This is a genomic window from Photorhabdus akhurstii (genome assembly GCF_018448925.1).
GTDB classification, from domain to species: Bacteria; Pseudomonadota; Gammaproteobacteria; order Enterobacterales; family Enterobacteriaceae; genus Photorhabdus; species Photorhabdus akhurstii.
This window is the reverse complement of the sequence record NZ_RCWE01000004.1, coordinates 145458-162237: the sequence shown is the minus strand read 5'-3', so window position 1 is coordinate 162237 and position 16780 is coordinate 145458. Positions and strand designations below refer to the sequence as shown.

The window sequence follows — 16780 nt, the reverse complement described above, 5'->3', positions numbered from 1 at the left end:
ACGTAATCGGTTGCCTCCAGCATTTTATTAAAAAATTTCTTGCTTACTTCATGATGCAGGTTAGTATCAGCACATTAAGTTATTGTTTTGAAATTTGATCTTTCTCACATGTCACTACTTTTTAATACTGGAATTTTTTCTGTCAGCCGTCTCAATCAGACGGTTCGGCAACTGCTTGAAATGGAAATGGGCAGAATTTGGCTAAGCGCTGAAATATCCAATTTTTCTCAGCCCTCCTCCGGGCACTGGTATTTCACGCTAAAAGATGAACGTGCCCAAGTGCGAGCGGCGATGTTTCGCAATAGCAATCAACGGGTAACATTCAGGCCGCAAAATGGTCAGCAAGTTTTGGTTCGTGCGGCAATTACGCTTTATGAGCCAAGAGGGGACTATCAGCTTATTGTTGAAAGTATGCAACCCGCCGGTGATGGTCTGTTACAGCAACAGTTTGAACTATTGAAACAAAAACTCAGTACAGAAGGGTTATTTGACCAAAGCCATAAAAAACCATTGCCATCCCCGGCTCAACAGCTTGGTGTAATTACTTCAACCAGTGGCGCCGCCCTGCATGATATTTTGAATATTTTAAAGCGCCGTGATCCATCACTGCCCATCATCATTTATCCGACAGCGGTTCAGGGAACAGAAGCACCGTTACAGATTATCCGAGCTATTGAATTAGCCAATGAACGGCAGGAATGTGATGTACTGATTGTCGGACGCGGAGGCGGCTCTTTAGAAGACTTATGGAGTTTCAACGACGAACACGTCGCCAGAGCCATTTTTCACAGTGATATTCCGATAGTCAGTGCGGTCGGTCATGAAACAGATGTTACCATTGCTGACTTTGTAGCAGATTTACGCGCCCCGACACCCTCAGCGGCGGCTGAATTAGTCAGCCGTAATCAGCTCGAATTGTTACGTCACATTCAGTCGCAGCAACAACGGCTGGAAATGGCAATGGACTACTTCTTTGCCCAGAAACAGCGTGTTTTCAGTCTGGTATCTCATCGTTTACAACAGCAACATCCTCATTTACGACTAGCGCGTCAGCAAAACTTACTGATCAGTTTACGCCAGCGACTCACTGACAGTTTGCAACGGTACTTAAAGCAAAGCAGCCTGACTTATGAGAAATTACAGCAACGGCTCTGGTACGCTGAACCTAGTCCGCAGATCCACCAGTATAGCCAACAGATTCAACAACAAGATTTTCGGTTAAGACAAGCGATTGAGAGGCAAATTAGTCGTTCCAGAGAAAAATTTGCCATTTCCTGTTCACGAATGGAAGCGGTTAGCCCTTTGGCAACACTGGCTCGTGGTTATAACATTAGTCAAACATCGGATGGAAAATTACTAAAACAAACCAAACAGGTACGTGTTGGTGATGTCCTGAATACCCGTTTACAAGATGGCTGGATTGAGAGTGAGGTATTGAAAATCAAGAAAGAACGGAAAAGACGATCTGCAAATCTGAATCTGAAATAGTGGCCTTCCTTTGCCACTTATTTTTCCTATGTCAGAAACGGATTTCTGCACCGGCAATATAGGTCCGGCCCCGAGCGGTTTGCATAGCTGAAGTTTGCTCAGTCATTAATGGAGAAGAGTTTGCACGATTAAGTGCTTCAGAATAATTTTTATTTGCCAAGTTCTGTACTGAAAATTTCAACAACACATTGTGATTTATCTGATAATCGCTATAAAGATCGACTATCGTTGGTATTTTAGGTTCTTTTTGCTGTATAACCCTTCCCTCGTCATCAAAATTATATTGATCTGGGTCCAGTCTATGAGAATCACCGGTATATTTAACAATCGCACCAACACGGAGTTTCTCATTAAATAAACGAACACCGGTATCCAACGTCATAAAGCGATCAGGTAATTGTGACAATGGCTCTGCCCCAAAATGCGCTGTAGCAGCAGAGGTTGGTTGGCGAGTTTTTTGCCAACTATAAGCCAATTTGCTGTAAAACATACCTGCATCATAATCAGCAGCAATTTCATATCCGCGTATTTTTACCGGAGTCAAGCTATTGTGATAGATATACATTTTGATGTTAGGATCGACTTCATTGTAATCTGTCGAACTATCAGCTTTACATTTGTTTCTATTGCCACATATAAGCCAGATATCACTGAGAATATAATTTTTTACTTTAGTATGATACCAAGCAGCTTTCAGGCGGAAAATATCCCCCTTTACAATTAAATCTGGGCGGAAACTGTTAAAGCCAATTTGATAAGTGTCTGACTCCTCTCCTTTCAGAAATGGGTTCATAGATCCACCACCTTCATTACTATAGAAAGTCTCTTGAATATTTGGTGCTCTCATTGAACGGGCATAACTGACGAATGGTTGGAACTCAGGAATAATCTCTGCTGATAATAAAACTCCTGGATTAAACCCATGTTCTTTCAAATCTAACTCGGTTGCTCCCTGAGGAAAACAAGGAATCCGTAGATCACAAGCCGGTTTATAGCCTTTGACACTGTAATCCATATAATTAAACGTAATATCTGCCTGATAAATTCCACGACTTATTTTCAATCCACCATAAATACTGGCAATATCTTGTTTGCCACTTGGCGCGAAAACATTATTTTCTTTTACTTCACTATCTGTCTTTTTATATTTTTCCTTTTCTTTTTCATCTTTACCTTGACCAGAATAAACACTATTCGTTGTCCTGCTATATTCGGTCTCCATCAACTTACTGCCAAGTGTTAACTCAAAATTTGTATCTCCATAGTCGAAGCGACTAATATTACTGATATCTACTGCATCTGACTTATTTTTGGCGTTGCTATTTAGCAACTTAAAAAGTGAATCACCTTCATAGCGTTGACTACTCTCACTGTTGCTGACCAATAATTTTATATCAACCCATTCACTAAATGGAGTGTAATTGTATTTTAAATAAATATCCCGACTATCAATATGACGGCGAGTAAATTTATTATGATAGTTACGACCACTTATCTCCATATCATGAAATTCATTTGGTTCAATTTTTATTTTCATTAATTGCGAATTGGGTTTTTGTTTAAACGATTTATCTGTAACAAACTCATCGCTTAATACTCCGTCGCCATTCTTATAATGTGCATCAATTGAATGCCCGCTGACAGCCAACATAGCACCTATTGAACCTTCAGAACTGAAAGCAGGTGTTTTACCCGCAACGGCTATCATACCATTATAGCCAACACCATTATTTCCATAAGCTGTTTTCGTGCGTACTCCCAATGAATTCCCTGCGAATATCACATCATCTACACCAATTGTGCGAAAATTGGCGCTACCTACCAACGCATTAACACTACCTGCGCCATCAGATTGACCACGATTGACATCAACTCCTACAATAAAATTAGGATCAATGATTGTACCGAATTGGTTATAAGTAGTACCGTGAGCTGGACTCGTCGGAGATGTACCATAAAAACTCTGGCTAACACCATCAACCATCATATTTACTCGACCAAATCCACTTAATCCACGAATATTCACACTCACCGTTCCCTGCCCCGGATCTATTTGGGTATAGGTCCCTGGCATACTACGTAATATGCTATCCATTGATTGAAGTTTTGTATCTTCACCTTTAGAACTGTAAGAACCGGGCCTTTCCATTGCCCGCACTTCCGCATCATCCTGCGAACCAGAAACCTTAAGGCTACTGAACTTCATTACCTTATCTGATTTCCTCTCTTGCTTTTCCTCACCATAAGCAAACCCTTGCAGCCCAATTAAAACCACGCCAGCCCCTGCTATCTTTGTCATTATTTTCATTTCAATTATCCTAAATGCATACAAATCAATATTTGCTCACATACCAGTATTCAGAAAACAAAAATATTCAGCACTGATAAATTATTATCAGTGCTTCAAATAACAAATTTATATTATTTATAATTTATTTCAGTTATCTTTTAATTGCGGAAAATACTTTTTAGCGTCATCCAGCATCAAAATAAAACTGTAATCCATTGCAGTATCTTTTAATCGATTAAATCGGCCTGATTTACCACCATGCCCGGCGCTCATATTGGTTTCTAATAATAAAATAGAGTTACCTTCCTTCATATCCCGTAATTTTGCTACCCATTTAGTTGGTTCCCAATATTGCACTTGGGAATCATAAAATCCACTCGTCACCAATAAATTTGGGTAACGTTGGTGTTTTATATTGTCATACGGACTATATGATTTAATCCGGGAATAATCCTCTTTATTTTCAGGATTACCCCACTCCTCATATTCTCCTACTGTCAGAGGAATAGAAGGATCAAGCATGGTTGTCACGGCATCAACAAAGGGAACTTGAGCAACCACGCCGCGATATAATTCCGGTGCCTGATTAATCACAGCGCCCATCAGCAAACCACCAGCACTCCCTCCCATCGCATAAACCCGTTTGCTGTCACCATATTTCTGAGCAATCAGTGCTTTAGTCACATCGATAAAGTCATTAAAACTATTCATTTTATTTTCGACCTTACCCTGTAGATACCATTTCTTACCCAGTTCTCCGCCACCACGTACATGTACTAATGCGTAAACAAAGCCCCGATCTAATAAACTCAATCGCGGTGAGCTAAATGAAGGGTCCATGCTGATACCATAAGCCCCATAACCATATATTAATATCGGGTTTTGGCCTTTTTTAAACAGTGATTTTCGATAAACCAGAGAGACAGGAACTTCAACGCCATCACGAGCCTTCACCCAAATACGCTGGCTCTCATAATGATGTTTATCGAAACCTTTTACTTCTTGCTGCTTAAGTAATTCCCGCTCACCTGTTTTCATATTCCATTGGAATGTTGAGCTTGGTGTCGTCATGGATGAATAACCATAACGGACAAAATCAGTATCGGGTTCAGGGTTGTAATCAATCCATGCCATATAACTTGGATCATCGAACTTAATCTGTTTTTCTTGCTGTGTCTGCCAATTAATCTGACGAATTGTCGGTAATCCTTTTGTTCGTTCCTGTACGACTAACCAGTCATTAAACAGATCGAAATCTTCAAGATCACTATCCTGCTGCGGAGCGATGACTATTTTCCACGGCGTATTGATGGCGTCCGTCTGATAAAGCCCATAGGTTTCATTTTCATGATTTGAACGGATGTAGAAATGATCGCGGAAATGGTCAATATAATACTCTCGGCCTTCCTTACGAGGAGAAAAGAGTTGCAGTTCCGCTTGTGGTTTGTTTGCATCAATCAGCAAATATTCAGAAGTCGAATTACTGGTTATCGACAACATAATATAATCACGGGAAGTGCTTTTAGATATGCCTAAATAAAAACGCTCATCTTCTTCCTGATATATCTTCTGATCTTCGCTGGTATTAGTACCATATTGATGACGAAATACCTGATATGGCAACAATGTTTGTGAATGCTTGCGCACATAAAACAACGTATTGTTATCATTCGCCCAAACAATATTACCAGAAGTATTGTTTATTACATCGTTATTCCACTGTTTGTCAGCAATATCTTTAAAAGAGATCTGATAATTACGGCGCCCCTGCGTATCTTCAGCAATCGCAATACGTTTATTATCTGGAGTAATCGCAAAATTACTCAATTGATAATATTCATGCCCTTTGGCTCTCTCATTACCATCGACCAGCACCTGCCAATCTGATGAGCCATCAGCAGGTTTACGCTGATAAATCGGGAAATCTTTGCCAGTTTCATAAGTTGTCCGATAAATATACCCATTATAAGTATAGGGTACTGATTGATCATCCTGCTTCATCCTGCCAACCATTTCTTCGTATAACGTATCCCGCAACTGTTCACCGGGTTTTAACACCTGTTCGGTATATTTATTTTCGGCGGTCAGATAATCAATAACTTTTTGATCCTTACGAGTATCATCCCGCATCCAGTAATAATCATCTATACGAGTATCATCGTGAATAGTTATATGGTGTGGTTGCTTCATCGCCTTTGGTGGCATAATTTCTTCCTCTGCGGCGGCAGAATTCAACCAGCCGCTCAATAAAAATATCAATAACAGCCCTTTAGTTTTCAGGGCAAATCGCACTTGCTGCCTTAACATATATGCTGTCCTTAAATCGTTCAAAAATATTAATTAACTAAACTAAAATCAATCGGAAGTTCTATCGTAATTTCATTACCGTTTAAAACGGTATTGGGGGGAGCTGGCAACGGCTGCGCCCTTGCCAGAACTTGCTTCGCTTCCCTGTCTAAAGAATGAGTTCCAGAACGACGAACTAAGTCACTGTGAGTAACATAGCCCTGTTTATCAATCGTGAATCTGACTGTAGGCCGACCCGTGCGGTTTCTTCTCTGTGCATCCTCTGGATAACGTTTATATCGATTTAAATGCCCGATAACTTCCGCTCGCCATAGCGCATCCGCATCAGCAACCGCCTTTGAATCACTGTCATAAGCAGCGGCAACCCGCGAAGTCAGATTAGTGGAAGTGGCAGTACTGCTTACCATAGCAGCACTGCTTTGAGATTTTTCACTCTCTTGTTCTTCTACCTGCTGGCGCTTCACCGGTGGTGTCTTTTTAATCTCTTCATGGCGCTTTTTCTGCTTTTTAGGTTTATGCACCAGAATCTGCGCCTGTTCATCTTTCATAAGCTCAGGCATTTTAATCTCATTAACCTCACTTTCCTGCTGTCGGCTGGCAACAGAAAGTTGCTGTTCAAGACCAATAGGTTGTTTTTGTACCTGATGCGTCGCTTCTGTCAACAATGAAAGCTCCATCATCACCGCTGGCGGTGGCATCAGTTCATCAACGGCAATTTCTTCTGGCTGGTAGATAATCCAGCCAGCCAAAATGAGATGAGCAGCAATAGCAGAAACGAGCCCTTTTTTAAAATGACCCGTTTGAAAGGCCGGGTGTGTCAGCGTCAACATGGATGATAGCGCATAATTTTAATTATCATTTAGTAATGATAATTAATTTCATATGCTAATGAAAATTATTTTTACATGTATCGTTAACTTGAGCACATCCTTGTGCCAAAGCCCTTTATATAAGGGAAAAGACCACTATACCCTATGGATTTCAAGATGTATCGCGACGGCAAAGGAGTGAATCCCCGGGAGCATAGCTAACTATGTGACCGGGGTGAGCGAGTGCAGCCAACAAAGAGACAACTTGAAAGATAACGGGGATATTTGTTTAAAATATCTATGGTTTCTTTACTGGTGTATACCAGACATAATCAGCATATTGGTCATCCAGTACATTGCTTTTCTCAGCGATGATCAACACAACAAGATCCTCTTGGGGCGATAGCTCTTTAACATGCAGAGGAACACCCATTACTTTCGTTGCATGGTATCCACCCGCAATCAATGTGGCGGGAACCGGCGCTTTAAGTAACTGTTCCGCCATTCTGCGATCCCGCATTTGCTGAATAGTTGTCATGGCAGATAACTGTTGTTCCGTTATTTCACCACCGTGGACATCTTCAATCACCGCTTTAATCTGCGCTTTAACATTTTCAGCAACAGAAATATTCCCCTGGAGGAGCGGAGGGTTACTGTAAGCCGCTTTAATTTCACTGCGATCCAAGTTTGCAGACAGCAACGGATAAGGCTGAGATATCAGCTCCATGACCAATCCGCCATACAACTCCCACGGCCACCCCTCTCGCCATGTAAGAAGCTCTTTTATACGGCTTTCACGTACAATAGGCTTAGTTTGCAACCAACTCTTAACTTTATTCACTTTTTGCTGCTGATCAGGGTTAATCATCTCTAACAGGACCGAACCCTGCTCTCTTTTGAGCGGAAGTTGCTGAACCAGCCAAAGCTCTATCTGATGATGATATGGATTATCATGTTTTTCACCCACCACTATCCGCTGATGTGGCGCCAATCGATTGAGCAATTCATTAGGGGTCAGGGCGTGACCTGTTTTAAGATCGATAATAGCCCCTTGCTGAGTTAGTTCCGGTGAAAGCGTTTGGAGAGTTGGTTTTTGTTGTACAGATACACATCCAGATAAGATCAGTAAACCACAGATAATCAGAAAAGATTTTACAGTCGTGAGAAATTTTATCATGTCCATTATCCATATTAATGTTTTGCGCATCATATAGATGATAAGAATCGTTTACAACAAACAGCCCCTGCTCGTACAGGAAACAGGGGCAGTAGGTGTTACAGCGGATGAGTTTGCGCTTCAACTGCCGCCAGAGCGACCATATTGACGATACGGCGTACAGAAGAAATTGGCGTCAGAATGTGTACCGGTTTGGAAACCCCCATCAGAACTGGACCAACGGTAACGCCTTCAGAACTGGTGACACGTAGCAAGTTATAACTGATACGGGCAGATTCCATATTCGGCATAATTAACAGATTGGCAGCCCCTTTCAATGGGCTATCTGGCATGATGTCACGGCGAATACTTTCAACCAATGCAGCATCACCGTGCATTTCACCATCAATTTCAAGTGAAGGTGACATTTTATTCACCAACTCCAGCGTCTGACGCATTTTCCGTGCTGAGAGGCAATCAGTGGAACCAAAACTTGAATGAGAAAGCAGCGCAACTTTTGGTTCGATACCGAAACGGCGGATAGTTTCTGCCGCCATAAGGGTAATCTCGGCCAATTGCTCAGGCGTTGGATCATTATTGACATAAGTATCCGCAATAAAAGTATTACCGCTTGGCAACATCAGTGCATTCATTGCACCGGCAGTATGAACCCCATCACGGAAACCAAATACGTTTCTCACAACCTCGTAATGTTCACTGTAACTGCCAACGGTACCACAAATCAGACCATCAGCTTCACCACGCAGCACCATAATCGCCCCAATCAGGGTTGGATTACCGATAACCGCCCGGCGAGCTTGTTCAGCAGAAACACCTCGACGTTTCATAATATTATGGTATTCCTGCCAGTATTTTTTGAAGCGCGGATCATTCTCATTATTAACGACTTCAAAGTCTTTACCCGCTTCAATATGCAATCCCAGTTTCTGAATACGCATTTCGATAACACTAGGGCGACCAATTAGAATTGGGTAAGCCAGCCCAAGAGAGATCAATTCCTGAGTCGCATGCAATACACGTACTTCTTCCCCTTCGGCCAAAACGATACGTTTTTTCGCTTTCTTAGCCTGAGAAAAAATAGGTTTCATAAACAAGTTTGTTTTATAGACAAACTCATTTAGCTTCTCAATATATGCGCCAAAGTCTTTAATCGGACGGGTTGCCACGCCGGAATCCATTGCGGCTTTGGCAACTGCCGGGGCAATTTTCACAATCAGGCGTGGATCAAACGGTTTAGGAATAATATATTCAGGACCAAAAAACAGATCCTGATCATTATAAGCAGAAGCCACTTCTTCACTCTGTTCCGCCAGCGCCAAATCAGCAATCGCATGAACACAAGCAAGCTTCATCTCCTCATTAATGGTTGTTGCGCCAACATCCAGCGCGCCACGGAAAATAAACGGGAAACAGAGCACATTATTAACCTGATTCGGATAATCAGAACGGCCAGTACAAATGATGGCGTCAGGGCGAACTTGTTTCGCCAATGGCGGCAAAATTTCCGGTTCAGGGTTTGCTAATGCCATGATGAGTGGATCTTTGGCCATCGTTTTCACCATGTCCTGAGTCAACACGCCAGGGCCGGAACATCCGAGGAAAATATCCGCGCCAGGGATAACATCACTTAATGTGCGGCTGCCATTGTCTTCAATCGCATAAGCAGCTTTAGTCTCTTCCATATTTTTATCGCGACCGCGATAAATCACCCCTTTAGAATCACATACCACAATATTTTTGCGTTGCAACCCAAGCGCAACCAGTAAATTCATACAGGCAATTGAGGCAGCACCGGCGCCAGAAACAACTAAGCGAACCGCTGAAATCTCTTTTTTCATAATCCGCAAGCCATTCAAAACAGCAGCGGTACAAATTATCGCTGTACCATGCTGGTCATCATGGAATACCGGAATGTTCATTTTTTCCCGAAGTTTTTTCTCAATATAGAAACACTCCGGTGCTTTAATATCTTCGAGGTTAATTCCCCCAAATGTCGGCTCCAGCGCCGCAATGATATCAATCAACTTATCAGGATCAGACTCATCGACTTCAATATCAAATACATCAATACCTGAGAATTTTTTAAACAGGACACCTTTTCCTTCCATCACTGGCTTACCTGCCAGTGCGCCAATATTCCCCAATCCTAAGACCGCGCTACCATTAGATATCACGGCCACAAGATTGCCACGCGCCGTATATTTATAAGCCGCTAATGGATCTTCTGCAATTTCCAGGCAAGGCGCGGCAACACCTGGTGAATAAGCTAAGGCTAAATCTCGCTGAGTTGTCAGGGGCTTAGTCGGAGTAATCGTGATTTTCCCTGGTTGTGGAAACTGGTGAAAATCCAATGCACTCTGTTTTAATTTTTCATCCATCGTCGGATCCTTTATATACATTCTACAATCTGGAGTAAGAGCGGGAGCAGTATAATAGGTACTGTGTGTCAAATCATAACATTGGCAGCACCTTATCAATAAAGTAGCACTTTATTTGTTCATAAAAAACACTACCCAAGTTATCTACTAACGACCCTACTTTATATAGGAAAATAAAGAGAGAAACATTATCATTCATACAATATCACTAAAATTATAATAACTACAATAATTATCACATAAAAAAATTCTCAATATAAATTCAATTAAAATAAATTTTATAAAAGAAAACAAATCTAATAATCACAAATTTAATTTATTGATTTTTAACATCATTTTAAGTCAGGAAGTTATGTGTTTTTTGTGAAAATTACTCATCTTCTTTTTTTACTTATCAAACTAATTTGCGCTATTTATATTTTTATATCAGGATGTGCTTTCTGGACTTACAGAGCTATCAATTCTGTAAATCAATCGGTTTTGGTAAAATTTTTTCATAGCAATTTAATTTATGGCAGACCCATTCATTACTGCCTTTTAATCAAATTCAAAGTCTGCATTTCGTGGCTTTACTTATTAAGGGAGAAGGAAAATGTATAACCATTCAGTGATGATAGTTGATGACCACCCTCTCATTCGCCATGGCTTGAAACAGATTGTAGAGCTCGATCGAGCGCTTACCGTGACAGCAGAAGCTGACAATGGTGAAGAAGCAATAAATATTGCATGCAAGCTGAAACCTGATGTCATTATGATAGATCTCAATATGAATGGTCTTTCAGGCGTGGACACAATTAAATCTATCCGTAGAAAAGGGATCAATTCCTATGTACTGGTATTATCCGTTTCAGATGATCGAAATGATGTTTACGCCGCTATTGACGCTGGAGCCAATGGCTACTTACTTAAAGATAGCGATCTAGATTCGTTATTAAGCAGTATTCGCCACGCTGCTCGTGGACAAACTGTATTTAGCGAAAAAATATACCAACATCTCGCTAACCGTCATAAACATGTTGATCCTTTATCTGAATTGACCAAACGTGAGTTAGATGTATTAAAAGAAGTTTCCAGTGGCATGACTAATAAGGAAGTTGCTGATGTCTTATTTATTTCTGAAGAGACCGTGAAGGTACACATCAGAAACTTGTTAAAAAAACTGAATGTACGCTCCCGCCTGGCTGCAACAATCATGTATTTGCAACATAGGAAAAATGGAGTAGCCTAATACTTCTCCCGAACCGATCCTTGAGCTTATTACCGAGGATCGGCTCTTATCGTCGTTATGTAGCAAATGTTATGCGGCAAATACCTCCTATGAAACCAGCCAACAAAATTGAGTTTCCTGCTTTGATATCTCCGGTAATAAAAATCAGGATATCATCTGGATAAAACTAGCATTTTCCAGCATTATGTTTAGGTATTTAAATTTTCTTTAAGGATCTGTTAAATGATGTTGGATAAATCTTCTCAACCCGCTTTTACTCTCTATGGGATTAAGAATTGTGACACGATAAAAAAAGCCCGTCGTTGGCTGGAAGAACAAGAAATTACTTACCTGTTTCATGATTATCGTGTTGATGGATTAAACGCGGCACTTTTGCAGTCATTTATTGACAAACTCGGTTGGGAATCATTGATTAACACTCGCGGTACAACTTGGCGTAAACTGACCGATCAACAACGAGCGACAATTAATAATGCTGACGCGGCAAAAGCGTTGATGTTGGAACAACCCGCGATTATCAAACGTCCACTATTAATTTCTGCAAAAGGTGATTGCCTATTAGGTTATAAAGTGGATGAATATCAGCAATTTTTTGCTGAGGCACTCTGAAATGACTTGTCCTGTAATTGAACTTGCCCAACAACTCATCAAGCAACCCTCTGTCAGCCCGGATGATAGAGGTTGCCAAGATATTATGATCGCCCACTTGCAAGCAATTGGCTTTACCGTTGAACGGATGCCCTTTGGCGATACAAACAATTTTTGGGCCTATCGCGGCGCAGGCCCGACGTTAGCCTTTGCCGGACACACTGATGTCGTCCCGGCGGGCGATGAATCTCAGTGGGAATATCCCCCATTTGAGCCAACTATCCGTAATGGCATGTTATATGGCCGGGGAGCGGCAGATATGAAAGGCTCGTTAGCTGCCATGATTGTCGCGGCTGAACGTTTCGTTGCCTCCTATCCCAACCATAATGGTCGTCTGGCCTTCCTTATTACCTCAGACGAAGAAGCGAAAGCCACTCACGGCACCGTCAAAGTGGTTGAAGCCTTAATGTCCCGCAATGAACGATTGGATTACTGTCTGATCGGTGAGCCTTCTAGCCAGCATCGCCTTGGCGATATGGTGAAAAATGGCCGTCGCGGTTCCCTGACTGCGAATCTCACCGTCCACGGTATTCAAGGCCACGTTGCCTATCCGCATTTAGCTGATAACCCAATCCACCGTGTCCTTCCTGCTTTACAGACACTGGTCAATACGCACTGGGATGAAGGAAACGAATTTTTCCCGGCGACCAGTATGCAAATTGCCAATATTCACGCAGGAACAGGCAGCCATAATGTGATCCCTGGAAATGTGCAAGTTCAATTTAATTTCCGTTTCAGTACAGAACTGACTGATAGCCAAATTCGTGAACAAGTTGAAACTATCCTAAAAAATCACCACCTGAATTACACGATTGAGTGGATACTGGCAGGCCAGCCCTTTCTGACAGCCAAAGGTGAGTTAGTCAATGCTGTCATACAGGCAATAGACCAGTATTGTGGCTACCAACCTGAATTATCTACCAGTGGAGGTACCTCCGATGGCCGATTTATCGCCCAAATGGGCGCTCAAGTTGTCGAACTGGGACCACTAAATTCAACAATTCATAAAGTTAATGAGTCTGTTAGCGCCGCCGATCTGCAACAACTCAGCCGGATTTATCAACGCGTTATGGAGCAGCTAATCCAGTGATCACAGCAAATATGTTAACCGGCTTGGCTACTGGTCACTTGATTTCTCTCTCCGGCAATCACCGATTACAACCAGAAGCCGCCAATGCTTTTCTTGCCATGCAACAAGCCGCTGAAAAGGCCGGCATTAATCTGCAACCTGCCAGCACATTCCGCGATTTTCAGCGTCAGCAAGCTATCTGGAATGGAAAATTTCGTGGTGAACGCCCGGTGTTGGATGAAAACAGCCAACCAATGGATATCACCCAGTTATCAGAAGGAGAACGCTGTAAGGCAATTCTTCGTTGGTCTGCCCTGCCCGGTGGTAGCCGCCATCACTGGGGAACAGAGCTGGATATTTATGATCCAACAATGCTACCGGATAACCAGAAGTTATTACTCGAACCTTGGGAATATGAAAATGGCGGTTATTTCGAACCATTAACTTACTGGTTAACCGAGAATATGGCCCATTTCGGTTTTTACCGTCCCTTTGTCGGTCACAATAGCGGCATCGCTTATGAACCGTGGCATATCAGCTACCAACCATTAGCCAAACAATTAAAAAAATTGCTGACTCCACAAATGTTGCTGGATGTATGGCAACAACATGACATCGCAGGCATTGACTGGTTATCGGCTAACTTACCTTATATATTTGAAAACTACCTCCATGTTGAGCAGGAGATAACCTAATGCAATGGTTAGCTGATTACTGGTGGATTATTTTAATTTTATTGGTTGGCGTTCTTCTCAATGCCATTAAAGAGTTACGTCGCCTGGATGTGAAAAAATTTCTGGACAACAAACCGGAACTGCCTCCTCATCGGGATCTCAATAACAAGTGGGATGATGAAGATGATTGGCCACAGAAAAAGCCGTAGTCCACTCTTGCCAGTCTCTGGCAAGTTTCTCATCGAGACTTAACAACGCCTGTGCGGTTTCTCGCCGCCAGAGTTGCACTAATGCTTTGTAACCACTCAACCTCAATACAGAGACACATTGCTCAACACTCATTTCCTGCTGGAGATGATTTCTCAGCGCAATCAACGGCAAATCACTGTTCAGCAACAATCGTTGCACGGCCGGCAATGAAGCGGAAAGTGGCCGGTGAGCAAATGCAAAACCTGATAGTTCCTGCCAATCATGCCGATTGAGATGATGGTCAGTCTGGTAATCAACAGGCAAGCTAAATCCAATCTGGGATTCTAGCCAATGTGCATCGCGAGCAAGCTGTTGCTGAGCTTGAATCCCCAGAACAATCCCCTGTTCACTCAGAGGAAAAATAGCCATTGCCGTATAACAACCGCTACTGGCTTCCAGATGAGTTCCCATTCGCACTAATTGGAAACCAGATTTCTGCCACAATGCCCATAGCTCTGCGGTATAACCAAAGCTAACGGAAATAAAATCCACGCCTTGTTTTTCTGCCCTTTCCCGTTGATACGCGATCATTCCCTGAGCAATACCCTGTCTGCGATTATTAGCCTGTACAGCAACCCGGCTGATCCGTTGAGATTTCAAAACCGCCGCCTGTGGTAAACCGCTATGGGCAGCTAACGATTGCGCAACCAGATTTCCCCTTGGACGACGCCTGCCTGCCCATATTTCATGGGCTAATTCACGCGACAACCCACCTTCTTCAACCATCCATAAAGCCCCCATCAAGGCATTATTTCTAAGAGCGGCAACAAATTGCATCCCTTTGGCATCGAGTAAACGCCGTAAATCCAAAGGTGAAGTTTTGTAGTGAGCGCTGGTTAATATGCCGTAAAACTGCCTCAGTAATTCAGGCTGATTAATCCATTGTTGCTGATGATAGACGTGATAACTGATCGCCTGATCAGAATTATTGGCAGGAATGGCATCCTCAAACAGTAAAGCGTTTTCCAACCAGTTTTCCAGCGGATCATTTTCCGCCCAACGCACAGGAGCCGTTAGATTCAGAATATGGCTATCAGGAATCCCAGCACAAAATTTAAGTAAAAATCCGCGCCCGGTACCTTCATATCCTTGTACCGTTGTGGTCAATAATATTCGGGGAAAATAGCTGATCAACTCAGATAATTGCGGCATTGGAATGGCAGCGGCTTCATCAATAAGCAACCAATCAATATCTGATACGCTATTTTGTCTACAATATTTGAGCAAACTATCTACGGCCCAGAATTTTCCCTTGTCCCCCGCATAGCGCCTGATAACTTCGGTTGTCGCCTTCGCCGGTGCGGTTAACCAGCAATTTCCCTGCCATTGCTGCATTAACATACCAGCAAGTGTCGATTTACCTCGCCCTCTTGGAGCAGTAATGACCCATACCCCCCGATTTGCCCGCAAAAGTCGAGCCAAAATGGCATGCTGACTAGCAGTTGGGGTGCCATCAGGCAGTTGCCACGCGCTGTACTGTGGAAATTCAGGGATGCATAAGGGATCATTTTGCCGCCAGAGCAAAACTTGGGAATCGCTAACAATTTGCTGCTGAATATGCTGAACAAAATTCGGCGTTGGAATAGCATCTAACTGTTCGTTCCAACGCGCGCTATCCTTATCTGGTTGATAACGCCATTGGCGCCAAGATGGAACCATCATCACCAACCAACTCCCAGCTTTCAATGTGCCTGCTAATATCGCCAGAGCTTCCGCATTAAAACCTTCGGTAGCGTCAAATATTCCGTGTAGATATTCCTGACCTAATAAACTGACCGCCTTTTCTGGCAACACAGCATTCTGTTTACGATGAGAGATCCATAACCAATCACCAGTAAATCTCTGCTGTAACTCATTAGCCTGTAAATAGCACCAATGATAATCTCCACTCAATACCAGCAAACGACGAAACCCTTGCTGCTGCATTTCCGCCTGTATCACACTCAATTCTGACAACATAACGGCTATGATTTACCAATCAACAATGACAAAATCCCCGCGGCAATCAGCGGCCCCACAGGAACACCTTTAAACAGGGCAACGCCTAATACCGTCCCGACCAACAAACCCGCAACTGTCGATGGTTGATTAGACATGAGTGAAACACCGCGACTACCTAACCATGACACTAATACACCTATCACTATCGCGAGTAACGATTTCCAATTCATAAACGAGTTAAGGACAGCCTGTACCGTAATTTTTCCACTGGCGATAGGCGCCATTACTCCCACAGTCAAAATAAGTACACCAATAGTCAACCCATATTTTTCCACCCACGGGAAAAAATGATTTAGTGGCGTTATGCGAATAACCAGCAAGAGCAGCATTGCAAGAGTGACGGTCATGTTGTGGCTGATGATGCCCAGTGCTGCCAACACTAGCAGCACCAGTAAAGTAGGATCGAGATGACTCATAGATTTCAATACCCTACAACAGCCTAATCCTATTAGGCGAGGGCAA

Annotated in this window: 13 protein-coding genes; 6 read left to right on the top strand and 7 right to left on the bottom strand. The window is 42.6% G+C overall.

All coding sequences use genetic code 11. The features are described from left to right. The first annotated feature begins 108 nt into the window (after positions 1 to 108). A complete protein-coding gene (gene xseA / locus EAE93_RS07390; protein ID WP_214039411.1) occupies positions 109 to 1488 on the top strand; it encodes an exodeoxyribonuclease VII large subunit in 1380 nt (459 codons plus the stop codon). Between the two features lie 31 nt (positions 1489 to 1519). On the opposite strand, the gene EAE93_RS07385 is transcribed toward xseA, so the two are convergent. From EAE93_RS07385 to maeB, 5 genes are all read right to left on the bottom strand, one after another. Then, entirely contained in the window at positions 1520 to 3796 is a 2277-nt protein-coding gene (locus EAE93_RS07385) for a TonB-dependent receptor domain-containing protein (RefSeq protein WP_214039410.1), read from the bottom strand. A 129-nt stretch (positions 3797 to 3925) separates the two neighbouring features. After that, positions 3926 to 5983: a S9 family peptidase gene (locus EAE93_RS07380; RefSeq protein ID WP_110086456.1), complete on the bottom strand. Its 2058-nt coding sequence runs from the start codon at positions 5981 to 5983 to the stop codon at positions 3926 to 3928. Positions 5984 to 6114: 131 nt separating this feature from the next. Beyond that, positions 6115 to 6915, bottom strand: a complete 801-nt coding sequence (locus tag EAE93_RS07375; RefSeq protein WP_214039409.1) for an energy transducer TonB — start codon at positions 6913 to 6915, stop codon at positions 6115 to 6117. Between the two features lie 277 nt (positions 6916 to 7192). Then, on the bottom strand, positions 7193 to 8071 hold the full coding sequence (locus tag EAE93_RS07370; RefSeq protein ID WP_391529379.1) for a ChaN family lipoprotein: 879 nt from the start codon (positions 8069 to 8071) through the stop codon (positions 7193 to 7195). Positions 8072 to 8169: 98 nt separating this feature from the next. Continuing rightward, a complete protein-coding gene (maeB, locus tag EAE93_RS07365) occupies positions 8170 to 10449 on the bottom strand; it encodes an NADP-dependent oxaloacetate-decarboxylating malate dehydrogenase (protein WP_036779765.1) in 2280 nt (759 codons plus the stop codon). Positions 10450 to 11041: 592 nt separating this feature from the next. On the opposite strand from maeB, the gene EAE93_RS07360 reads away from it, so the two are divergent. The 5 genes from EAE93_RS07360 to EAE93_RS07340 all read left to right on the top strand — a co-directional run bounded on the left by EAE93_RS07360 (position 11042) and on the right by EAE93_RS07340 (position 14277). Further along, positions 11042 to 11677: a response regulator gene (locus tag EAE93_RS07360; RefSeq protein ID WP_011146941.1), complete on the top strand. Its 636-nt coding sequence runs from the start codon at positions 11042 to 11044 to the stop codon at positions 11675 to 11677. Between the two features lie 225 nt (positions 11678 to 11902). Next, positions 11903 to 12286: an ArsC family reductase gene (locus tag EAE93_RS07355; protein ID WP_036779792.1), complete on the top strand. Its 384-nt coding sequence runs from the start codon at positions 11903 to 11905 to the stop codon at positions 12284 to 12286. A gap of 1 nt (position 12287) precedes the next feature. After that, positions 12288 to 13415 carry a succinyl-diaminopimelate desuccinylase gene (dapE, locus tag EAE93_RS07350; RefSeq protein ID WP_036805194.1) on the top strand — a complete coding sequence of 376 codons (1128 nt, stop codon included), beginning with the start codon at positions 12288 to 12290 and terminating at the stop codon, positions 13413 to 13415. 11 nt (positions 13416 to 13426) lie between these two features. Then, positions 13427 to 14089 carry a M15 family metallopeptidase gene (locus EAE93_RS07345; RefSeq protein WP_214039487.1) on the top strand — a complete coding sequence of 221 codons (663 nt, stop codon included), beginning with the start codon at positions 13427 to 13429 and terminating at the stop codon, positions 14087 to 14089. After that, positions 14089 to 14277 carry a YpfN family protein gene (locus EAE93_RS07340; RefSeq protein WP_036779759.1) on the top strand — a complete coding sequence of 63 codons (189 nt, stop codon included), beginning with the start codon at positions 14089 to 14091 and terminating at the stop codon, positions 14275 to 14277. The genes EAE93_RS07345 and EAE93_RS07340 overlap by 1 nt, the downstream gene beginning before the upstream one ends. Here the strand turns inward: EAE93_RS07340 and EAE93_RS07335 are convergent. Continuing rightward, the gene (locus tag EAE93_RS07335; RefSeq protein WP_036805190.1) at positions 14228 to 16276 is read right to left on the bottom strand and encodes a tRNA(Met) cytidine acetyltransferase TmcA; all 2049 of its coding nucleotides are present in this window, start codon (positions 16274 to 16276) and stop codon (positions 14228 to 14230) included. The genes EAE93_RS07340 and EAE93_RS07335 overlap by 50 nt on opposite strands. Before the next feature lie 5 nt (positions 16277 to 16281). Further along, the gene (locus tag EAE93_RS07330; RefSeq protein WP_011146947.1) at positions 16282 to 16734 is read right to left on the bottom strand and encodes a DUF441 domain-containing protein; all 453 of its coding nucleotides are present in this window, start codon (positions 16732 to 16734) and stop codon (positions 16282 to 16284) included. Positions 16735 to 16780: the final 46 nt, after the last annotated feature.